General features: G+C 60.8%; 26 protein-coding genes. 15 read left to right on the top strand and 11 right to left on the bottom strand.

The window, feature by feature from the left end:
• Positions 1-4 precede the first annotated feature (4 nt).
• The 7 genes from hpf to ACWHVV_RS10625 all read right to left on the bottom strand — a co-directional run bounded on the left by hpf (position 5) and on the right by ACWHVV_RS10625 (position 5,324).
• Positions 5-313 (bottom strand): ribosome hibernation-promoting factor, HPF/YfiA family, encoded by a 309-nt coding sequence (hpf, locus tag ACWHVV_RS10655; protein WP_447926220.1) that lies wholly within the window; start codon positions 311-313, stop codon positions 5-7.
• An 82-nt stretch (positions 314-395) separates the two neighbouring features.
• On the bottom strand, positions 396-1,808 hold the full coding sequence (locus ACWHVV_RS10650; protein ID WP_447926219.1) for an RNA polymerase factor sigma-54: 1,413 nt from the start codon (positions 1,806-1,808) through the stop codon (positions 396-398).
• Positions 1,809-1,913: 105 nt separating this feature from the next.
• A complete protein-coding gene (gene lptB, locus ACWHVV_RS10645; protein ID WP_447926218.1) occupies positions 1,914-2,663 on the bottom strand; it encodes an LPS export ABC transporter ATP-binding protein in 750 nt (249 codons plus the stop codon).
• Positions 2,664-2,673: 10 nt separating this feature from the next.
• Positions 2,674-3,165 carry a lipopolysaccharide transport periplasmic protein LptA gene (lptA, locus tag ACWHVV_RS10640; RefSeq protein WP_447926217.1) on the bottom strand — a complete coding sequence of 164 codons (492 nt, stop codon included), beginning with the start codon at positions 3,163-3,165 and terminating at the stop codon, positions 2,674-2,676.
• An 8-nt stretch (positions 3,166-3,173) separates the two neighbouring features.
• Positions 3,174-3,758: an LPS export ABC transporter periplasmic protein LptC gene (gene lptC, locus ACWHVV_RS10635; protein ID WP_447926216.1), complete on the bottom strand. Its 585-nt coding sequence runs from the start codon at positions 3,756-3,758 to the stop codon at positions 3,174-3,176.
• A gap of 10 nt (positions 3,759-3,768) precedes the next feature.
• Positions 3,769-4,299 carry a KdsC family phosphatase gene (locus tag ACWHVV_RS10630; RefSeq protein WP_447926215.1) on the bottom strand — a complete coding sequence of 177 codons (531 nt, stop codon included), beginning with the start codon at positions 4,297-4,299 and terminating at the stop codon, positions 3,769-3,771.
• Positions 4,300-4,337: 38 nt separating this feature from the next.
• Positions 4,338-5,324 carry a KpsF/GutQ family sugar-phosphate isomerase gene (locus ACWHVV_RS10625; RefSeq protein ID WP_447926214.1) on the bottom strand — a complete coding sequence of 329 codons (987 nt, stop codon included), beginning with the start codon at positions 5,322-5,324 and terminating at the stop codon, positions 4,338-4,340.
• A 350-nt stretch (positions 5,325-5,674) separates the two neighbouring features.
• On the opposite strand from ACWHVV_RS10625, the gene ACWHVV_RS10620 reads away from it, so the two are divergent.
• The 9 genes from ACWHVV_RS10620 (at position 5,675) to hisD (ending at position 12,424) form a co-directional block, all read left to right on the top strand.
• A complete protein-coding gene (locus ACWHVV_RS10620) occupies positions 5,675-6,496 on the top strand; it encodes an ABC transporter ATP-binding protein (protein ID WP_447926213.1) in 822 nt (273 codons plus the stop codon).
• Positions 6,496-7,284: a lipid asymmetry maintenance ABC transporter permease subunit MlaE gene (mlaE, locus tag ACWHVV_RS10615; RefSeq protein WP_447926212.1), complete on the top strand. Its 789-nt coding sequence runs from the start codon at positions 6,496-6,498 to the stop codon at positions 7,282-7,284. The genes ACWHVV_RS10620 and mlaE overlap by 1 nt, the downstream gene beginning before the upstream one ends.
• 16 nt (positions 7,285-7,300) lie before the next feature.
• Complete coding sequence (gene mlaD / locus ACWHVV_RS10610) at positions 7,301-7,765, top strand: outer membrane lipid asymmetry maintenance protein MlaD (protein ID WP_447893551.1); 465 nt, start codon at positions 7,301-7,303, stop codon at positions 7,763-7,765.
• A 47-nt stretch (positions 7,766-7,812) separates the two neighbouring features.
• Positions 7,813-8,472, top strand: a complete 660-nt coding sequence (locus ACWHVV_RS10605; RefSeq protein ID WP_447926211.1) for an MlaC/ttg2D family ABC transporter substrate-binding protein — start codon at positions 7,813-7,815, stop codon at positions 8,470-8,472.
• The gene (locus ACWHVV_RS10600) at positions 8,469-8,807 is read left to right on the top strand and encodes an STAS domain-containing protein (protein ID WP_447926210.1); all 339 of its coding nucleotides are present in this window, start codon (positions 8,469-8,471) and stop codon (positions 8,805-8,807) included. The genes ACWHVV_RS10605 and ACWHVV_RS10600 overlap by 4 nt, the downstream gene beginning before the upstream one ends.
• Before the next feature lie 85 nt (positions 8,808-8,892).
• Complete coding sequence (locus ACWHVV_RS10595; protein ID WP_447529039.1) at positions 8,893-9,144, top strand: BolA family protein; 252 nt, start codon at positions 8,893-8,895, stop codon at positions 9,142-9,144.
• 9 nt (positions 9,145-9,153) lie between these two features.
• Positions 9,154-10,416: a UDP-N-acetylglucosamine 1-carboxyvinyltransferase gene (gene murA / locus ACWHVV_RS10590; RefSeq protein ID WP_447926209.1), complete on the top strand. Its 1,263-nt coding sequence runs from the start codon at positions 9,154-9,156 to the stop codon at positions 10,414-10,416.
• Between the two features lie 27 nt (positions 10,417-10,443).
• Positions 10,444-11,100 carry an ATP phosphoribosyltransferase gene (gene hisG / locus ACWHVV_RS10585; RefSeq protein ID WP_447529037.1) on the top strand — a complete coding sequence of 219 codons (657 nt, stop codon included), beginning with the start codon at positions 10,444-10,446 and terminating at the stop codon, positions 11,098-11,100.
• A 10-nt stretch (positions 11,101-11,110) separates the two neighbouring features.
• On the top strand, positions 11,111-12,424 hold the full coding sequence (hisD, locus tag ACWHVV_RS10580; protein ID WP_447926208.1) for a histidinol dehydrogenase: 1,314 nt from the start codon (positions 11,111-11,113) through the stop codon (positions 12,422-12,424).
• 41 nt (positions 12,425-12,465) lie between these two features.
• Here hisD and ACWHVV_RS10575 read toward each other — a convergent pair whose 3' ends face one another.
• Positions 12,466-13,707, bottom strand: coding sequence for a S1C family serine protease (locus ACWHVV_RS10575; protein ID WP_447926207.1), 1,242 nt, complete (start codon positions 13,705-13,707; stop codon positions 12,466-12,468).
• A gap of 197 nt (positions 13,708-13,904) precedes the next feature.
• Here ACWHVV_RS10575 and ACWHVV_RS10570 point away from each other — a divergent pair, with 197 nt between their 5' ends.
• On the top strand, positions 13,905-14,666 hold the full coding sequence (locus ACWHVV_RS10570; RefSeq protein WP_447926206.1) for a Nif3-like dinuclear metal center hexameric protein: 762 nt from the start codon (positions 13,905-13,907) through the stop codon (positions 14,664-14,666).
• A gap of 63 nt (positions 14,667-14,729) precedes the next feature.
• Here the strand turns inward: ACWHVV_RS10570 and ACWHVV_RS10565 are convergent, their stop codons facing one another.
• On the bottom strand, positions 14,730-15,203 hold the full coding sequence (locus tag ACWHVV_RS10565) for a YhcB family protein (protein ID WP_447926205.1): 474 nt from the start codon (positions 15,201-15,203) through the stop codon (positions 14,730-14,732).
• A gap of 258 nt (positions 15,204-15,461) precedes the next feature.
• On the opposite strand from ACWHVV_RS10565, the gene zapE reads away from it, so the two are divergent.
• The 5 genes from zapE to ACWHVV_RS10540 all read left to right on the top strand — a co-directional run bounded on the left by zapE (position 15,462) and on the right by ACWHVV_RS10540 (position 19,065).
• Positions 15,462-16,643: a cell division protein ZapE gene (gene zapE, locus ACWHVV_RS10560; protein WP_447926204.1), complete on the top strand. Its 1,182-nt coding sequence runs from the start codon at positions 15,462-15,464 to the stop codon at positions 16,641-16,643.
• A 197-nt stretch (positions 16,644-16,840) separates the two neighbouring features.
• Entirely contained in the window at positions 16,841-17,269 is a 429-nt protein-coding gene (rplM, locus tag ACWHVV_RS10555) for a 50S ribosomal protein L13 (protein WP_447529031.1), read from the top strand.
• A 13-nt stretch (positions 17,270-17,282) separates the two neighbouring features.
• Positions 17,283-17,672, top strand: a complete 390-nt coding sequence (rpsI, locus tag ACWHVV_RS10550) for a 30S ribosomal protein S9 (protein ID WP_447529030.1) — start codon at positions 17,283-17,285, stop codon at positions 17,670-17,672.
• 207 nt (positions 17,673-17,879) lie between these two features.
• On the top strand, positions 17,880-18,506 hold the full coding sequence (gene sspA, locus ACWHVV_RS10545) for a stringent starvation protein SspA (RefSeq protein ID WP_447529029.1): 627 nt from the start codon (positions 17,880-17,882) through the stop codon (positions 18,504-18,506).
• A gap of 61 nt (positions 18,507-18,567) precedes the next feature.
• The gene (locus ACWHVV_RS10540) at positions 18,568-19,065 is read left to right on the top strand and encodes a ClpXP protease specificity-enhancing factor (RefSeq protein ID WP_447926203.1); all 498 of its coding nucleotides are present in this window, start codon (positions 18,568-18,570) and stop codon (positions 19,063-19,065) included.
• Positions 19,066-19,145: 80 nt separating this feature from the next.
• Here ACWHVV_RS10540 and ACWHVV_RS10535 read toward each other — a convergent pair whose 3' ends face one another.
• Both ACWHVV_RS10535 and ACWHVV_RS10530 read right to left on the bottom strand, forming a co-directional pair.
• Positions 19,146-19,718 carry a BON domain-containing protein gene (locus tag ACWHVV_RS10535; protein WP_447926202.1) on the bottom strand — a complete coding sequence of 191 codons (573 nt, stop codon included), beginning with the start codon at positions 19,716-19,718 and terminating at the stop codon, positions 19,146-19,148.
• Positions 19,719-19,764: 46 nt separating this feature from the next.
• The gene (locus tag ACWHVV_RS10530; RefSeq protein WP_447926201.1) at positions 19,765-20,358 is read right to left on the bottom strand and encodes a phosphoheptose isomerase; all 594 of its coding nucleotides are present in this window, start codon (positions 20,356-20,358) and stop codon (positions 19,765-19,767) included.
• Between the last annotated feature and the right edge of the window lie 5 nt (positions 20,359-20,363).

Genomic DNA, 20,363 nt, shown 5'->3' with positions numbered 1-20,363 from the left:
CGATTTAACGCACGCCAGCGCCCTGGGCGCGAGCTTGTGCTTTTTCCTTGTGTTTTACGAGTTGGCGATCGACCTTGTCGGCCAGCGCGTCAATGGCGGCGTACATGTCGTTGTCCTGGGCTTCGGCGTGCAAATCGGCGCCGGCCGCGTGGAGGGTGCAGGCGGCCTGCTGACGCTCTTTCTCGATGGAAAGCGTGACATGAACGGTAGTGATGTTGTCGTAGTGACGCTCGATACGTTCGAGTTTTTCGTTAACGTAATCGCGCAGAGCGTCGGTCAGTTCCAGGTGATGGCCCGTAATGTTGACTTGCATCGACGTACTCCTAATCCAGGACTGTCCTTTGATTGTAACCCTTTTTCTACCATTGCAAAGCCCCGGCGGCCAGTTTCACTTTTTAACGCAAACGCCGCCGTTCGCTGGAGGAGGGAATCCCCATGGCTTCGCGGTATTTTGCCACCGTGCGCCGCGCTACGCTAATGCCGCCATCTTCCAATAGCGACACAAGGCGGCTGTCCGAGAGCGGCTTGCCCGGCGTCTCTTCTTGAATCAGTTTTTTCAACCGGGCACGGATCGCGGTACTCGAGTGGCTGTCGTTGCCGTCATGACCGCTCACCTGGCTCGAGAAGAAGTACTTGAGCTCGAATACGCCGCGGGGGGTGTGAATGTATTTTTGCGTCGTCACCCGTGAAATCGTCGATTCGTGCATCTCCACGGCCTCGGCGATATCGGCGAGTATCAAGGGTTTCATGGCCTCTTCGCCGCGCTCCAAAAAGCCCAGCTGGCGAGCGATGATCTCGCGACCGACGCGCAACAGGGTATCGTTGCGACTCGACAGGCTCTTGATCAGCCAGCGCGCCTCTTGCAGGTGCTCTTTTAAAAACTGGTTGTCCTGGCTCTTGTCCGCTCGCTTGATCAGGCTTGCGTAGTCCGGCTGGACGCGCAGCCGTGGAAGCGCTTCGGGGTTGAGCTCGAGGTGCCAGCCTTCGTTATCGTGGCGCACCACCAGATCCGGGGTGATGTAGCTTTCGTTGGTGACGCCATATGCGCTGCCCGGGCGCGGGTCGAGGCTTCTGATCAGCCCGATGACGTCATCGAGCTGCTCGTCGTCGAGCCCCAGGCGGCGCTTCAAAAGGCGCAGGTCGTCCTTTCCGAGGGCTTCGAGAAACTGGCGCACCAGGCGTTTGGCGGGCACCAGAAGCGGCGTGTCGTCGGCCAGGGTGGCGAGCTGGAGCATCAGGCATTCGCGCAGGTCGCGGGCGAAAACGCCGGTGGGTTCGAACTGCTGCATACGCATCAGCGTGTTTTCCACCTCGCGCTGACTCAAACCTTCGAGCCCCTGGGCCTTGAGCCCTTCGCGAATATCGTTGAGAGGCTGGGTGAGGTAGCCGTTGGGGTCCAGCGCGTCGATCAGGCTTTCGGCAATGGCGTACTCGCGCTCACTGGCGTCGGTCATGGCCAACTGCCAGAGCAGATGGCCATGCAGGCTTTGGCCCGCCGCCTGGCGCTCGAAATCCGGCCCCTCGCTGCCGGCGCTGGCCGCCATGTCCTGATAGGTGTCGGACCACTCGCTATCGATGGAGAGTTCGCTGGGGATGCTCTCTTCCCATTCGGCTTCGGCGGTCTCGGTCACGCTCTCTTCGCCAAACTCGTCCTCTTGCTCCAGCAGCGGGTTGGCGTCGAGCGCCTGCTGAATTTCCTGGCGAAGATCGAGGGTGGAGAGCTGCAGCAGGGCAATGGCCTGCTGCAGTTGAGGCGTCATGGTCAGCTGCGTGCCGACCCGCAGCTGTAAAGAGGCTTTCATGACCATTGAAGAACCACTCGTTACTCGTAAAGCTCCACCCTAGTGCGAGTTGGGGTCCGGCGCAAGTGCAATAAATATGCCACTACACGGAACTTTAGGATTGGCGATGGTTTAGAGGCGGAAATCGGCGCCCAGGTAGACCTCACGAACCTTCTGGTTATTCAAAATGGCGGTTGAGTCGCCGCTTGCGATGATGTGGCCGTCACCCACGATATAGGCGATATCGCAAATATCCAGCGTCTCGCGCACGTTATGGTCGGTGATCAGCACTCCGATGTGGCGTGCCTTGAGAGCCAGGATGATCGACTTGATCTCGCCGACCGAGATCGGATCGACCCCGGCGAAGGGTTCGTCGAGCAAAATGAACGCGGGGTCGGTGGCAAGCGAGCGGGCAATCTCCACGCGGCGGCGCTCGCCGCCGGAAAGGCTCATGCCTAAGTTGTCGCGGATATGGGTAATGTGGAAATCGTCGAGCAATTGCTCCAGGCGCGCTTCCCGGCCGCGGCGGTCCAGCTCCTTGCGCGTTTCCAGAATCGCCAAGATGTTATCGGCCACCGACAGCTTGCGAAAAATCGATGCCTCTTGGGGGAGGTAACCGATGCCGGCGGTGGCGCGTTCGTGCATCGGTGCCCGAGTCAGGTCGCGCTCGTCGATCCCCACCGTACCGGCATCGGCCTTGACCAGGCCTACGATCATGTAAAACGAGGTGGTCTTGCCCGCCCCGTTGGGCCCGAGTAGGCCCACCACGCTGCCTTGGGTGATCTCCAGGTTGATGTCTTTTACCACCCGGCGGCGCTTGTAGCTTTTGGCGAGGTGGCGGGCGTGAAGCGTTTTGACCGCCCCAGATTGCGTGCTCGACACGGTCATTCTCCTATTGCGCGGGCTGTAGCGTCATGCGGATGCGCTGGTTGTCGCTACCGCTAACGTCTGAGCGCGCCTGAACCACTTCGCGGTCGATGAAGTACTCGAGACGCCCGCCCTGAAAGCGGTCGGCCCGCTGGTGGAGTTCGGCCTGGTCGATAAGCTCGATGCGCCGTTCGCTGACGTGGTAGACGATGCGCCGCGCCCATCCCTCCATCGGGCCTTCGTCGTTTTCGAGCTGGTTGCGAAGGTAGGCGCGCTCGCCGGTGGCCACAGCCTGGGAAAGCTCGCCGGCGTCGTTGCGCGAGATTTCGACCCGGTCGCCGGTAATCTGCATTTCCCCCTGGCGGATATCCACATTACCGGAGTAGACGGCAGTACCCGCGCGCTGATCAAGATCGAGCCGGTCGGCTTCGACTTCGACGGGGGCCTGGCTTGTCTGGGCGGCGGCGCTCAAAGGCAGGGCCAGTACCAGTAGCGCGGTACGTAAAAACGGGTGCATAACGACTCCTAAGGCGTTGAGCGGGCGGGCGGGTGAGTACCGCGTACGTTATCGGTGAGCCGGACCTGGCTCGTGTCGAGCCAGACATCCATGCGGTTGGCGCTCATCTGCTGAGGGGGCTGCTGTAAAAGGGCCGGTGCCTCGGTGTAGGCGTGGCGGTCGATGCCATCGTAGTGTAGCCGCTCGGTATCGAGCTGCCAGCCCTCGTCCGGGGCGAGTAGCCTGGCCGAGCCCTCCATGATCAACGACTGGCGCTCGTTTTGCAGTATGCCGTGGTCGGCGCTGGCGAGCCACTGGCGCTGGTCGGAATCGAATAGCGTCGCCCGCGGCGCGTCGGCCTCGGTCAGCGCTTGCTGAGGCGTATGGACCAGGTGCGGCGTTTGAAGGCGTTGGGTGACGCTGCCGGTTTCGCCAAACAGCGTAAGCTCGGCGTTTTCAAGCACGTGGCCGGGCTCCTCGCGCTGTACGTCCGGGTCGACCTCGACGACCTCTGGCCCGCGCGGGTCGAGCCAGACGAGCCAGGCCCCCAGGGCAATGACCAGCGCCGGTACCCACAGGCGTTTTCTGATCCGCGTTATCGTCAAACCCGCCATCGCGTTGCCTCTAGAGGTAGGTGTCCATCACCGCGTCCCAGTGGCCCTGGGTCATCAGCAGCGTATCGCAAATTTCGCGCACCGCGCCGTGGCCGCCAAGGGAGTCGGTGATCCAGTCGGCGTGGGTATGCATGTAGTCCGGCGCGTTGGGTACGGTAATGCCGACCCCGGCCCGTTTGATGCAGCCAAGATCGGGCAGGTCGTCGCCGCAATAGGCCACCTGCTCGAGGGTGATATCCAAACGCTTACAGAGCGCTTTGAGGGTATCGAGCTTGTGCTCGATGCCTTGATGAACGTGGGTGATCCCTAGCGACTTGGCGCGTTGGCTGACCATGGGCGAATCCCGGCCGGTGATCAGCGCGACGTGAAAGCCGGCGCGCTTCAAAAGCTTGAGGCCGTGGCCGTCCTGGGTGTGAAAAGCCTTGATCTCGACACCGTCGGCCTGAAAGTAGAGGCGGCCGTCGGTGAGTACTCCGTCCACGTCGATCGCGAGCAGGCGAACGTGGCGGATGCGGTCGTTTAAAGCATCGGGTACGGCCATGGAGTCTCCTTTATAGCGGTATTGGGACTGAGTACGGGTTAAATCACGCCGCTCGAAAGCAGGTCGTGCATGTGTAAGGCACCAATCGGGCGCTCGTGTTCATCGACCACCGCAAGCGCAGTAATGCGGCTATCCTCCATAAGGCGGACGGCCTCGGCGGCGAGCATGTCCGGGCGGATGCGCTTGCCCGGACGGGTCATGACCGTATCGACGCTGATGATACGTAGATCGTGGTGTTCGTCGAGGGTACGGCGCAGGTCGCCGTCGGTGTAAACGCCGGCCAGCCGGCCCTGGGCGTCGACCACGCAGGTAAAGCCAAGCCCCTGGCGGGTGATTTCCAAAAGCGCATCGCGAAGCGGGCTGCCTAGCGGCACCGTCGGCAGGCGCTCGCCGCTGTGCATCAGATCCTTCACGCGCAGCAGCAAACGCTTGCCAAGGCTGCCGCCTGGGTGGGAAAGCGCGAAGTCCTCCGCGGTAAAGCCCCGCGCCTCCAAAAGCGCGACCGCCAGCGCGTCCCCCAGCGCCAGGGCCGCGGTGGTCGAGCTGGTCGGCGCCAGGTCGAGCGGGCACGCCTCCCGGGCCACGCCGCTATTCAGATGGGCGTCGGCGTGGGTGCCTAGCGTGGACTCGGGGCGGCCGGTCATGCTGATCAAAGGCACGCCCAAACGCTTCAAAAGCGGCAACAGGGCGGTGACCTCGGCGGTTTCGCCGGAATTCGAGAGCGCGATGACCACGTCCGAGCGGGTGATCATCCCCAGGTCGCCGTGGCTCGCTTCACCCGGGTGGACGAAAAAGGCCGGCGTGCCGGTGCTGGCAAGCGTGGCCGCCAGCTTGCCGGCGATATGACCGGATTTACCCATGCCGGTCACGACCACTCGCCCCTGGCAGGCCAGAATCAAGGCGCAGGCGTGATCGAAATGTTCGTCCAGTTTTTCCTGAAGCTCGCCTATGGCGGCCTGCTCGATTTGTAGCGTGCGCAGGGCGCTTTCACGTAACGCGCTGGGGGAGGCGAGAGGCGCTGACATTATGGGCTCACTAAGCTTGCGGTATTAAGGCCTTAGAATAGCATTTTGGATCAATGGATAGGTATCGCCGTTTTGACAATTCCTTGTAGAGCAACGTTTTAAAAACATCCTTTTGGGTGGCTTCGCGCTTAACGGGTAGCGTTGAGGTACAATGTTCGCTAATATTTCGGAAACACTGTTTTTAAATTGCCGGTCTTGATGAGCCCGTGCCCAAGCGTTAGCTATGACTTTGTTGATCGCGATATTTTAGCGTTAATGGTGTCCCGGCCCTGGCGTCGACGATATCGACGTTGAATCTCGATACGCAAAGTCAGTCAGCTATCCGCCCTGTGAGGAGGGTTTATCCACTCATGACGCAAATACCCTTCATTGAAATCGAAGACCTTCACTTTTCCCGAGGCGAGCACGAAATCTTTCGCGGCGTGAACATGCGTATCCCGCGGGGGCAGGTCACCGCCATCATGGGCCCCAGCGGTACGGGTAAAACCACGCTGTTGAAACTGATCGGCGGCCAACTGGAGCCGGACCGCGGCCGTGTGCTGATCGACGGGCAGGACGTTCATAAGCTTTCGCGCAAGGCGCTTTTTGCCCTGCGCAAACGTATGGGCATGCTGTTTCAAAGCGGCGCGCTTTTCTCGGATCTAAACGTTTTCGAAAACGTGGCGTTTCCGCTTAGAGTGCATACCGACCTGCCCGAGGCGATGATTCGCGATCTGGTGCTTTTGAAGCTTCAGGCGGTGGGGCTTCGAGGCGCACGCGAACTCACCCCCGCCGAGCTTTCCGGCGGCATGGCGCGGCGGGTGGCGCTGGCGCGCGCCATCGCCCTGGACCCAGAGCTGGTGCTTTACGATGAGCCGTTCGTCGGTCAGGATCCGATCTCCATGGGCGTGCTGGTGCAACTGATCAAGCGCCTGAACGAGGCGCTCAGGCTAACCTCGGTGGTGGTCTCCCACGATATCAAGGAGACGCTGAGCATTGCCGACTACCTGTATCTGATCGCCGATGGTCAGGTCGTGGCCGAGGGCACGCCGGACACCTTCGATACCAACTGCGACCCTCGGGTGAGCCAGTTCGTCCACGGCGAGCCCGACGGGCCGGTGCCGTTTCACTACCCGGCGGCAAGCTTCTATAGCGATATGCTGGGCCAGGCGCTGCCCAAAAGGACAGAGTAATGCAGGCACTATTCAAGCAAGTCGCAAGGCTTGGTCGTAAAGGATGCGACACGGTAGAGGCGCTGGGCCGCGCCGGGGCATTTCTTGCCCAGTCGAGTGTCGGCATTCCCTCCAAAGAGGGGTTTTCGCTTTGGCTGCGTCAAATGCACTTTATCGGCGTACTGTCGATCGCCATCGTGCTGGTGTCGGGGCTATTTATCGGCATGGTACTGGCGCTACAGGGCTATACTATTCTGGTCGACTTCGGCGCCGAGCAGGCGCTTGGGCAGATGGTGGCGCTTTCGCTTTTGCGCGAGCTTGCCCCGGTGGTCGCCGCGCTGCTGTTTGCCGGCCGTGCAGGGTCGGCACTGACCGCCGAAATCGGCTTGATGAAAGCCACCGAGCAGCTGACCAGCATGGAAATGATTGGCGTGGACCCGCTCAAACGCGTGGTGGCCCCCAGGCTCTGGGCCGGGTTCGTGGCGCTGCCCATTCTGACCGTTGGTTTTAGCGTCGTCGGTATCTGGGGGGGCTACCTGGTCGGTGTCGAGTGGCTGGGCGTGTTCGAAGGCTCCTACTGGAGCAACATGCAGGCAAGCGTTGCCTTCGTGAGCGACGTGGGCAACGGCATGATCAAAAGCCTGGTGTTCGCCCTGGTCGTCACGTGGATTGCAGTTTTTCAGGGTTACGATTTGGTACCTACTTCCGAAGGGATTTCCCGGGCGACGACGCGTACCGTCGTCTACTCGTCCCTGGCCGTGTTGGGCCTTGATTTTGTACTTACCGCCGTCATGTTCGGCGGCCTTTGATAGCGGGAGCACGTTCATGAAACGCAGTAAAGCCATGGAGTTCGGCGTCGGTCTGTTTATGCTGGCGGGCATCGTCGGGCTCGTTTTCCTGGGCCTTCGGGTTAGCGGGCTTTCGCTTTCGGCGCCAACGCAAACGTTTCAGCTGGAAGCCAATTTTTCCAACATTGGTGGCCTCAAACCCCGCGCGCGGGTCACGATGGCCGGTGTCACCGTGGGCCGGGTCGAGTCCATCGACCTGGATACCGACTGGTACGATGCCCGCGTCGTGCTGCGCCTGGACAACGACCTGGAGGGGCAGCTTTCCCAGGATACGACGGCGGCGATTCTCACGGCGGGCCTTTTGGGCGAACAGTACGTGGGGCTGACCGTCGGCGGGGCGCCGGACACGCTCGAAGACGGTGGCGTTATCCGCGATACCCAGTCGGCGCTGGTACTGGAAGAACTAATTCAGCAATTTGTATCCAACATGGTTAGCAGCTAAACCTGTACCGGATTCGTTATAAAACACTCAGTCGAGAGGTAGATGTCATGAAAGCCTTCAATAACCCGCTAAGCTACTGGTTGACGGTGCTACTGGCGGCCCTGGTTTTTGCCCTGCCGGCGACCGCCAGCGCCCAGAGCCAGTCGCCCGAGGCGATGATTCGTGAAAACGTGGCCGGCTTCATGGCACGTATCGACGGCCGCGAAAGCTACTACGCCAACAACATCAACGAGCTCAAGTCGATCGTCGATGAAACCCTGGATGAGGTCGCGGACTTTCGTTATATCGGCGCAAGCGTGATGGGAAGCTATTTCCAGAACGCATCGCCGGAACAACGCAGCCGCTTTGCCAACGTCTTCCGCCAGACTCTGATCGATACCTACGCTCGTGGCCTTGTAACCTACGACTACGAAGACCTGCGCGTGCTCGATAACCAGCGCGGCCAGCGCTACGAAGACCAGGCAACGGTCGACATGCAGGTCGTGGCCAGTGGCGGCCAGGTCTATCCGGTCAGCTATAGCCTGCGCCAGACCAACGGTGAATGGCGCGTCGTCAACGTGATCGTTAACGGCATCAACCTAGGGCTTACTTTCCGCAACCAGTTCGACCAGGCCATGCGTCAGCAAAATCGCGACTACGATGCGGTCATCCAGAGCTGGTCGCCGGAAGTAGGCGTGGAAGAGCTCGAACAGGGGGGCGATGCGTGACCCAACTGGTAACCCAGGACGGCGTAACGCTCGATCAGCAGGGCGCGACGCTGTTTCTCCAGGGCGGTTTGACCATGAACGCAGCGGCCCAAGTGGCCGCTGCGGGCACGTTGTGGCTCGAGCAAAGTGCATCCTCGCCGGTGACGCTTGATTTCACCGGCGTCGAAACCGCTAGCAGCGTGGCTTTGAGCGTGCTTTTCGAGTGGCTGAGAACCTGTGGTCAGCGCGCCATTGCCGTGGAGCGCATCGCGCTTTCACCCCCCTTGATGCGTCTGGCTTCGCTCGCCGAACTCGACGATATGATCGACGCGCCCCACCTCGCCTTGACCTCTTGAGACCGGCATCGCCAAGCGCGATGCTTTTCTTTATCATGTCGCCTTATTTTTTTAATTAATCGTCCCCAGAGGAGTTTTCTGTCTCATGCAACCCAACGAGGTAAAAGCGCTGCTTGAATCCCGCATCGACGGATGTGACTTTCATATTCAGGGGGAAGGTTGTAATTTTCAGGTCGTCGCGGTGGGTGAGGCCTTCGAAGGGCTCTCGCCGGTCAAACGCCAGCAGTTGGTGTACCAGGCGCTAAGTGACGAGATTGCCTCCGGCGCCCTTCACGCGATCAGCATCAAAACCTATACGCCGGCGCAGTGGCAAAACGCGCCGGAAAACGCCCAATAAGGCGCCTTCATGGATAAACTCCTGATTACCGGCAACGGTCGTGCCGACGGCGAAGTGTGGGCGAGCGGTGCCAAAAACGCGGCCCTGCCGATTCTTTGCGCCAGTCTGCTTTCGAAAGGCCCGGTGGTGATCGGCAATTTGCCGCATTTGCAGGACATCACCACGACCCTCGAGCTTCTAGGGCGTATGGGGGTCGAGCCCGTGATGGGCGAGCGGCTGAGTATCCAGCTCGATGGCTCCCAGGTTACGCACTGCCACGCCCCCTACGAGCTGGTCAAGAAGATGCGCGCCTCGATTCTGGTGCTGGGTCCGCTTCTGGCCCACTTCGGTAAGGCGGATGTTTCGCTACCCGGCGGCTGCGCGATTGGCTCGCGCCCGGTGGATCTGCATATTCGCGGGCTGGAAGCGATGGGTGCCCACATTCGCGTCGAGGCCGGTTACATTCGCGCCAGTGTGGAAGGGCGCTTGAAGGGCGCGACCATCTATTTCGATACCGTCACCGTGACCGGCACCGAGAATCTTTTGATGGCGGCCACGCTGGCCGAAGGTAAGACGGTGCTGGAAAACGCCGCCCGGGAGCCCGAAGTGGTCGACCTGGCCGAGTGTTTGATCAAGATGGGCGCGAACATTCGCGGCCACGGCACCGACACCATCGTCATCGAAGGCGTGGAGTCGCTTCACGGCTGTGAGCACGACGTCATGCCGGATCGCATCGAAACCGGGACGTTTTTGGTCGCCGCGGCGATGACCGGCGGCCGGGTGAAGGTCACGCGCACCCGGGCGGACATTCTCGAGGCGGTACTCGCCAAGCTCGAAGAAGCCGGTGCGGACATCACCTGCGGGGATGACTGGATCGAGCTCGATATGCACGGCAAGCGCCCGAAAGCGGTCAATATTCGCACCGCGCCGTACCCGGCGTTTCCCACCGACATGCAGGCGCAGTTCGTGGCCATGAACGCCGTGGCCGAAGGCCACTCCCGGGTGGTGGAAACCATCTTCGAGAACCGCTTCATGCATGTTCAAGAGCTCAATCGCATGGGCGCTGACATTGCGCTCGAAGGTAACGCCGCGCTGATCACCGGTGTCGAGAAGCTTTCCGGGGCACCGGTGATGGCGACCGACTTGCGCGCCTCCGCCTCTTTGGTGATTGCGGCGATGATGGCCGAGGGCGAGACCCTGGTCGATCGTATCTACCATATCGACCGCGGCTACGAGTGTATCGAAGAGAAAATGCAGTTGCTGGGGGCGAAGATTCGCCGCATTCCCGGCTAGCCACGCGACCAACTACTGGCCAACACCATGAGTAAGCAACTGATTTTAGCGCTCTCCAAGGGGCGCATATTAGAGGAAACGCTGCCGCTTCTAGCCGACGCCGGTATCACACCGGCGGAGGATTTGAGCAAAAGCCGCAAGCTCTTGTTCGATACCAATCTGCCCGATGTGAAGTTCGTGGTCATTCGCGCAACGGATGTGCCCACCTACGTGCAGCTGGGCGCGGCGGATTTGGGGATTGCGGGTAAGGATGTGTTGCTCGAGCACGGCGCCGAAGGGCTTTACGAGCCCGTCGATTTGGATATCGCGCGCTGCCGGCTGATGACCGCGGGCGTGACCGGTCAGGCGCCTTCCAAGGCACGCCGCCGGGTCGCGACCAAGTTCGTCAACATCGCGCGGCGCTACTACGCCGAGCAGGGCATCCAGGCCGAGGTGATCAAGCTTTACGGGGCGATGGAGCTGGCGCCGCTGATGAATCTGGCCGATGAAATCGTCGATATCGTGGACACCGGCAATACGCTGCGCGCCAACGGCATGGAGCCGCGAGAGCTGATCGCGGATATCAGCACCCGGCTGGTCGTCAATAAAGCGGCCATGACCATGAAGCACGATCGTATCAAGCCGCTGCTTGCGCGGCTTTCCAGCGCGGTCGAAAAACGCCGGGCAGACGCTGTCCAGTCATAAGGGATTTTCGATGAGTAACAAAGCGGCCACCATCAACCGGCTCTCCACCGCCGAGAGCGCCTTCGGGCAACGCCTGGACGCACTGCTCGACTGGGAAGGTGTCTCCAATAGCGACGTGCAGGCGCGGGTTCATGAGCTGTTAGAGGATGTCAAAACCCGCGGCGACCAGGCCGTCATCGAGGCAACCAACCGCTTCGACCGGGTCGATGTGCGCCAAATGAGCGAGCTTTGCCTGACACCGGCGCGGTTGAAGGCCGCTTTCGACGCCCTGCCCGTTGACCAGCGCGAGGCGCTCAACGTTGCCGCCGAGCGTATCAAGCGCTACCACGAGCACCAAAAGCCCGTGTCCTGGCAGTATGAAGAGCCGGACGGTACGGTACTTGGCCAGAAGGTCTCGCCGCTGGATCGCGCGGGTATCTACGTGCCTGGTGGCAAGGCCGCGTACCCCTCGTCGGTATTGATGAACGCCATTCCCGCCCACGTGGCAGGGGTTGGCGAAATCGTCATGGTGGTGCCCGCGCCGGATGGCGTGTTGAACGAGCTGGTGCTGGCCGCCGCGCACCTGGCCGGGGTCGACTACGTCTTCACCATTGGCGGCGCCCAGGCGGTGGCCGCGCTTGCGTTTGGTACCGAAAGCGTACCGCGGGTCGACAAGATCGTGGGGCCTGGCAATATCTACGTAGCGACCGCCAAGCGGGCGGTATTTGGCCAGGTAGGTATCGATATGATCGCCGGGCCTTCGGAAATTCTGGTGGTATCCGATGGCCAGACCGACCCGGAGTGGCTGGCGATGGATCTGTTCTCCCAGGCCGAGCACGACGAGGATGCCCAGGCGATTCTGATCAGTTGGGACGCCGAGCACCTCGAGGCGGTCGAGGCGGCCATCGAGCGGCTGCTGCCGACCCTGGAGCGTGAGGCGATCGTGCGCGCCTCATTGAGTAAGCGCGGCGCGCTGATTCACTGCGCAAGCGAACACGAGGCCATTGACCTGATCAATCGGGTTGCGCCGGAGCACCTGGAGCTTTCGGTGGCCAACCCGGAGCAGTTGGCCGAGCAGGTACGCCACGCCGGGGCGATCTTCATGGGGCGCTACACAGCCGAGGCACTGGGCGACTACTGCGCCGGGCCCAACCACGTGCTGCCCACCTCGGGTACCGCGCGCTTTTCATCCCCCTTGGGTGTTTACGATTTTCAAAAGCGTTCGTCGATCATCCACTGCACCGCCGAAGGCGCCTCGGCGCTTGGCAAAACCGCCTCCGTGCTTGCCCGGGGCGAGTCACTCACCGCCCACGCCCGCTCCGCCGAATACCGCATTCGCGACTAGGTGGCTTCGCGCCAGCGTTTGCTGGCGCGCTTTCCGTGCGGCTACGAGCCGCCCTCAGGCCCTAGAGTGGCGCGGACCGGCGTAGGGCGCTCTCCGACTTCCACGGTCGTCTCGATACGCTCGCCGTTACGTACCACGGTGAGCGGCAGCGACGTGCCTGGTGGGATCGACGCGATATCGCTCATGGTCGCCCGAGCGTCCAGAATCGCCTGATTGTCGATGGAGAGCAGCACGTCGCCGGGTTGAAGCCCCGCCTGGGCGGCCGGGCCGTCGCTCACCACGCCCGCCACGATTACCCCCTGGGGCGTACGCAGCCCGAAAGAGGCCGCAAGCTCGCGAGACAGCGCCTGAGCTTCGATCCCCAGCCAGCCACGAATCACCCGGCCGCGTGTGACCAGTTCGTTGAGGATGCTGTGGGCCAGATTGGCCGGGATGGCGAAGCCGATACCCTGGGAGCCGCCGGAGCGCGAGAAGATCGCCGTATTGATGCCCACCAACGCGCCTTCGGCGTTGACCAGCGCGCCGCCGGAGTTGCCGGGGTTGATCGCCGCGTCGGTCTGGATGAAATCCTCGTAGGCGTTGAGGCCCAGGTGGCTTCGGCCGGTGGCGCTGATGATGCCCATGGTGACGGTCTGGCCGACCCCAAAGGGGTTGCCGATCGCCAGCGCCACGTCCCCCACGGCGACTTCCTGGGAGTCGGTGAGCTCGATCACCGGCAAATCTTCCAGGTCGATGCGCAGCACGGCCAAATCGCTTTCCGGGTCGGTGCCGATCACCTCCGCCAGGGTTTCGCGGCCGTCGCGAAGCGCTACCTGAATCTGGTCGGCGTCATTGATGACGTGATGGTTGGTCAGCACGTAGCCGTCCTGGCTGATGATTACCCCGGAGCCCAGGCTCGACAGCATACGCTGGTGGGCAGTGGGGTCGTCGCCGCTGAAAAACTGCTGAAAAAACGGGTCCGACATCAGTGGATGCTGGTCGCGCTCGACGATCCGCGAGGAATAAATATTCACCACCGCCGGGGCGGCCTGATTGACCGCATCCGAGTAGCTGGCCGGCCCCTGATTGCGATCCAGCGGCGCCGCCTGGCGGATTTCCGGGCGCGGGCGGTTAACGTCCTGGGGGTTCGTTTCGCCGGCGGGAACCAATGCGCCAGGGGTTTGCGCCGGTGGCGCGGCCCGAAACGGGTTGGGCAACAGGTCGGGAAAAGCAAATAGCAGCAGCGCAGCCAGAAGAACTCCGGTAACGATTGGCCATACATAGGGCAGCACATAACGGTGCATGCGAGACATCCTCAGCCGTTGACGGTCTTTTGGGCACGAAAGGGGCGCGGTGGTAGGCGTTTCGTACAAGCATTGAGTTCGCGACGTCTTGTTCGCAAGGCCTTGTTCGCGATAACAAGACGCGAGCTTTACAATAGTGAATAGGGTAACACTTTTTGAACGCGATCCTCAGTAGCCAAACCCCATAAGGAGACGACGTGGTTAACCGCGACCAGCTTGTCAAAGCGTGCGATCACCAGCTTCGCGCATCTCGTTTCAAGGATTACACCGTCAACGGTCTACAGGTAGAAGGGCGGGAGAGCGTCGCCCGGGTGATGACCGGCGTGACGGCCAATCAGGCGCTGCTCGAGGAGGCCGTCGCCTGGCAGGCGGACATGGTGCTGGTCCATCATGGCTATTTTTGGAAAAACGAACCGGTAGCGATTACCGGCATGAAGCAAAAACGTATCAAGACGCTTTTGAATCACGATATCAACCTGCTCGCCTACCACCTGCCGCTGGATGCCCACGCCGAGCTTGGCAACAATGCCGAGCTTGCCAGGCGTTTGGGTTGGAAAGTGGAAGGCTGCATCGACGGCGAGCTCGGTGAGGGCCTTTTATGGTCGGGGCGGCTGGGTCAGGCCCAGTCTCTTCAGGGCCTGACCGAGCAGGTAAGTGCGGTGCTGGAGCGTGTACCGACGGTGATCGAGGCGCCCGGCCTTGCCCGTATCGAGCGTGTCGCCTGGTGTACCGGTGGCGCCCAGGACATGATTACCGCCGCTTATGAGGCGGGCGCCCAGGTGTTCGTCTCCGGTGAAATCTCTGAGCGCACCACCCACTTGGCCCGGGAAATGGGGATTCACTACATCGCGGCCGGCCACCACGCGACCGAACGCTTCGGCGTCCAGGCGCTGGGCGAGTGGTTGGCCAGCGAGTACGGTGTCACCCACCGCTTTGTCGATATCGACAACCCGGCCTGAACGTAAAAAAGCGAGGGAGAACCCTCGCTTTTTTGTTTGGCGTGCCGTGTTTCGGCGATGGCTTTAGTAGCGCGGCGGCTGGTCGACGGCAGGTTCTTTCGCCTTCGTGTCTTTCAAGCCGTACTCCTCGGAGAGGGTGCCACCCTTGCCGTCGGCGTAGTCGCGGGGGGTGGCGGGCGTCTCGGTCTCGGGGGCTGCGGGCGTTACCGAAGAGCCCGTTGCCGGTGTTTTTCGTGGCTGCGTGAAAGTGGTATCCGGGCTGGTGGCCAGTTCCCACTGCTCGGCGCCGGCGTCCAGCTTGTCCTCGATGTCGTCGGCCTGGCTGCGGATGGCCTCGAGGCACTGGCGAACGTCGCTTACGTGGCTGCCCATCGCTTTTTTGAGTTCGGCGATCTGATGTTCGCGCTCCAAAAGCGTTTGCTTAAGCGATGCCCGATGGCGCTCACCCTTGCTCGCCAGCCGATAACACAAAAGGCCGATCAAGAATCCAACGGCCAGGCCGATCAGCGCATAGATGATTGGTGAGTTTGCTTCCACAGTTTTCTCCCTAAAACCAGGTTGGATCAGTTCAGGCGCATCGCCAAGCGCTAATGCACGTTTGGCCTCATTATAGGCGTCAGTTGGCGGGTTGGGTCAATGCGCCGATGCGTTCAGGGTTTATCCAGCGTATAATTTGGCTGCTTTACAGCGCTTTGCCCCTCGCGCAGGCGCTTAAAACCGCTACTTTGCGACCGTATTTTGCGCCGCCTCAGGTGGCCACTGCGCTTCCCGCGCCACCCTTTGGAGAGTGTTTGAATGTCATCGAAAACCGCCTCGGCCAAGGCAAGTTCCACGCACCCGCCAACGCCTCTGGCGCGTTATAAAAGCGATATTCAGCGCGACGATTTTCAATTCGACCAGGCCCAGCAAAAGGCCGTCGAGCACCTGCAGCGTCTCTACGACGAGTTGCTGGCAACCCCTTCTACGACGCCGAAAACCGTAGTAGCCAACAAGGGGTTCAAGGCGCGCATGGCCGGGCTCATGGGCAAGAAAACGTCAAAAGATGAGCCCGCCATGCCGCGGGTGAACGGTCTTTACTTTTGGGGCGGCGTGGGGCGGGGTAAAACCTATCTGGTAGATACCTTTTTCGAGGCGCTGCCGTTTCCCGATAAGATGCGCACCCATTTCCACCGTTTCATGCAGCGGGTGCATAACGAGCTCAACCACTACAAGGGCGAGAAAAACCCGCTCGAGCTGATTGCGGGTAAGTTTGCCTCTGAAGCGCGCGTCATTTGCTTTGATGAGTTCTTCGTCAAGGACATCACCGATGCGATGATTTTGGCCAATCTTTTGGAAGCGCTTTTCGAGCGCGGCGTGGTGCTGGTGGCGACCTCCAATATCGTGCCCGACGATCTCTACAAGGATGGGCTTCAGCGGGCGCGCTTCGAGCCTGCGATCGCGCTTTTGAACCGCCACTGCGAGGTGGTCAATGTGGACTCCGGCGTGGATTACCGGCTGCGCGCGCTGGAGCGTGCCGAAATTTTCCACTCGCCCTGCGATGACGAGGCCGAGGCCGAACTAGCGCGTAGCTTCAAGGAGATTGCCGGCCAGGCCGGCGAGCAGGATGCGCCGCTGGAGGTCAATCACCGCGTGCTGAAAACGCGCCGCCTGCACGAAAACGTGGCCTGGTTCGAATTTCGCGAGCTTTGCGACGGCCCGCGCAGCCAAAACGACTATATCGAGATCGCCCGCGAGTTTCACACCGTGCTGGTTTCCAACGTCATCCAGATGAGTGCCAAGCAGGAAGACCAGGCACGGCGCTTCATCAATATGGTCGACGAGTTCTATGATCGGGGCGTCAAACTTTTGATGTCGGCGGAGGTCGAGGTCGAGTCGCTCTATACGGACGGCAAACTCTCCTTCGAGTTCGAGCGCACGCTCTCAAGGCTTCAGGAAATGCAGTCCCGGGAGTATCTGGCGCTGGCTCACAAGCCGTGAGGCCGTGGTAGAAAGCCGGGGCGGCAGGGTAATAAAAATGCCCGGGGCGCTTAACGTGGCGCGTTTTGTCGTGTAGAATGCCGCCTCGCTGTACGTTACGGGCGTTTTCTTTGCTCCGTAACCAAAAAAAATAGGGATGGTGCTTATCCGCTTGGCGGCTAGGTCACCCAATACATTTAATCTGGTGAATTTCATCCATGAAGACGTTCAGTGCTAAGCCGCAGTCCGTCCAGCGCGACTGGTATGTTGTCGATGCCACGGACAAAACGCTCGGTCGTCTGGCTACCGAAATCGCTCGCCGCCTGCGTGGCAAGCATAAGCCCGAATTTACACCTCACGTTGACACCGGCGACTACATCGTCGTCATCAACGCCGAGAAAGTCCAGGTCACAGGTAAAAAGGCCACGGACAAGAACTACTACCGTCACACCGGCTACCCGGGCGGTCTGCGCTCCATGACGTTCAACCAGCTGCGTGACCATGCGCCTGAGCGTATCATCGAGTTTGCCGTTAAAGGCATGCTGCCGAAGGGTCCGCTGGGTCGCGCCATGCACGCCAAGCTGAAAGTTTACGCTGGCGCCGAGCATCCTCACGCCGCCCAACAGCCGCTTGAACTGAACATTTAAGGAAATCTTCGCCATGTCACAGCAATATTACGGTACCGGGCGCCGCAAGACTTCCACCGCTCGCGTGTTCCTTAAGCCGGGTTCCGGCAACATCACCGTCAACAACCGTGCGCTGGACGACTTCTTCGGTCGCGTAACCGGTCGTATGGTGGTTCGCCAGCCGCTCGAGCTGACCGAAACGCTCAGCCAGTTCGACGTCTACGTGACCGTTGAAGGCGGCGGCGGCTCGGCACAGGCCGGCGCCATTCGTCACGGCATCACTCGTGCCCTGATGGAATACAACGAAGACTTCCGTCCTGCGCTACGTGCCGCTGGCTACGTTACCCGCGACGCGCGTCAGGTCGAGCGTAAGAAAGTCGGTCTGCGTAAAGCACGCCGTCGTCCGCAGTTCTCCAAGCGTTAATTTTTACGCGCGTTCTGCACAAAACGCCCAGGCCATCGGCCTGGGCGTTTTTTATGCCGGATGGCTGCGTTGAGAGCGCGCATCTCGAGTTAGCGTAAGCGGTGTTAAGGTGCGCGGCAGGGCGCAGGAAGATGGCGCGGGTCTGCCTCCCCCAGGGAGGCCTTGGCATGTTATTATTGTCTATTGTTTTAATGCGAGGATGCTTTCATGGGTGTTGTGGCCAAGCGGTCTTCTATGATCTTCTATTCAGGTAATGACGATCATTTTAGCCATCGAGTACGCATTGTTCTGGCTGAAAAAGGGGTCGCCGTTGATATCGTCGACGTAAACGACGAGCAGCCGCCGCAGGAGCTAGCCGATCTCAACCCCTATAACAGCGTGCCTACGCTGCTGGACCGCGATCTGGTGCTTTACGAGTCCAAGGTGATGATGGAGTATCTGGACGAGCGCTTCCCGCATCCGCCGCTGCTGCCGGTTTACCCGGTTGCGCGTGCTCAAAGCCGGCTCTGGATGCACCGTATCGAGCGCGAGTGGTGCCCCATGCTCGACCAGATTCGTACCGGCGGTAAAAAAGAGGCCGAGAAGGCGCGCAAGGAGCTTCGCGAAAGCCTGATCGGTATTTCGCCGATCTTCGAAGACATGCCGTACTTCATGAGCGACGAGTTTACTCTGGTCGACTGCTGTCTGGCGCCGATCTTGTGGCGTCTGCCGGAGCTCAATATCGAGCTTCCTGAAAAGCAGGTCAAACCGCTTCTAAACTACATGTCGCGGGTGTTCGAGCGTGAGACCTTCAAGGCTGCTTTGAACGAGCGTGAAAAAGAGATGCGCGCGTAAAAAACCCTTAAAGCCCCGCGGCGATAGCCGGCGGGGCCTTGATGAACATCAAGGGAGTCTTATGAAATCGAGCCGTCCCTATATTGCCCGGGCGCTTTATCAGTGGCTTTTGGACAACGAGCTAACGCCGCATCTGGTGGTCGATGCCACCCAGCCCGGCGTCGAAGTGCCGCGCCAGTTCGTCCAAAACGGCCAGATCGTTCTCAACGTCGCGCCGACTGCGGTGCGCGATCTATTCATGGAGAACGAGGCGGTCGGCTTTAGCGCCCGCTTTGGCGGCCAGCCGATGCAGGTCATGATCCCCATTCAGGCATTGATCGCCATCTACGCGCGGGAAAACGGCGTGGGTATGGTGTTTGGTCACGAGCCCGAGCTCGAAGAGGGTGAAGACGAGGCCGGTGAAGCCGATGGCACCGCCCAAAGTGACGAAAGTGAAAAGAGCGGGCCTATGCTGAGCGTGACCGAGCCCACCGAGGAAGGCTCGGGCGAAACGCCCGACGCGCCCTCGGATGCGCCCGGCAAGCCGAAAAAGAAGCCGACGCTTCGCGTGGTCAAATAGCGCCAAAAGCAAAGCGTAAAGCTGCCCCATAAAAAAGCCTCGCACATTCTGCGAGGCTTTTTTTTACGCCGACTTTGGGGTTAGTCGATGTAGTCGAAGACCTTGACGATACGCTGGATGCCACCGACACTGGACGCCGCGTTGACGATGCGCTCGGCTTCCTCGCGGGTCACCATGCCCATCAGATAAACGCTGGCGTTTTCGGTGGTGATTTTGAGCTTGGAAGAGTCGATATGCTCGTTGGTGGCCAAATGGCTGATCACGTTGGTGGTAAGCCAGGTGTCGCTTAGGCGCTGGGTGGCCGGAAGGTTCGCGGCAATGGCCAGCTCGTTGTGCACCTGGTTGACGCCACGCACGCTGGAGGCGACTTCGCTTGCCGTGTCGCGAAGCTCTTCGCTCGGCACCTGGCCGACCAGCAGCACCGTACCGTTGTAGCTGTGGGCGCGAATACGCGCATCGGCCAGGCGCGCATCCGCGCGGTCGAGGGTGCGCTCGACCTGACGCTCGACCGTGGCGTCTACCGCCTCGACATCATTGCTGCGCTGGGCGTAGTTGGAGGGATTGGAGGCCGAGTTGTTGGCGCAGCCCGCCAACAGCACCGCGCTACAGGCGGTGATGAGGCAAAAAGAACGAAATGCGTTGCGAAGGGCCATGGCCGACTCCTTAAAACACGAAAATAGTCAATCAAACGGCGACGCTTCAAGCGGCGCCGCCAAAGAGCTGCTCGTCGATTAGATCGCACAGGCAGTGGATCGCCAGCAGATGCACTTCCTGAATGCGCGCGGTAGACGTGGCCGGGACGCGAATCTCGCAGTCATCCTGGCCCAAAAGCGAGGCCATGTCACCACCGTCGCGGCCGGTGAGTGCGACCACCACCATATCCCGGTCGTGGGCGGCCTGAATCGCCTGGACGATGTTGGCCGAATTACCGCTGGTCGAGATGGCCAACAGTATATCGCCTGGCTGGCCCAGGGCTCTAATCTGTTTTGAAAATACCTCGTTGTAGCTGTAGTCGTTGGCGATCGACGTCAGTGTGGAAGTGTCGGTGGTGAGCGCCAATGCCGGAAGGCTCGGCCGTTCACGCTCGAAGCGGTTCAAAAGCTCGGCGGAGAAGTGCTGGCTGTCCCCGGCGCTGCCGCCATTGCCGCAGGCAAGGATCTTGCCTTCGTTGACCAGGCACTGAACCATCATTTGACTGGCCACCTCGATAAACGGGGGCAGCACTTCGCTGGCGTAGGTTTGGGTATCAATGCTTGCATTGAAGTGGCTAAGAATGCGGGATTGAAAGTCCATTAGGG

The sequence above is a fragment of the Vreelandella sp. EE27 genome, from assembly GCF_968206495.1.
The sequence above is the reverse complement of the archived record's forward strand: the minus strand, read 5'-3'. Positions and strand labels throughout refer to the sequence as shown.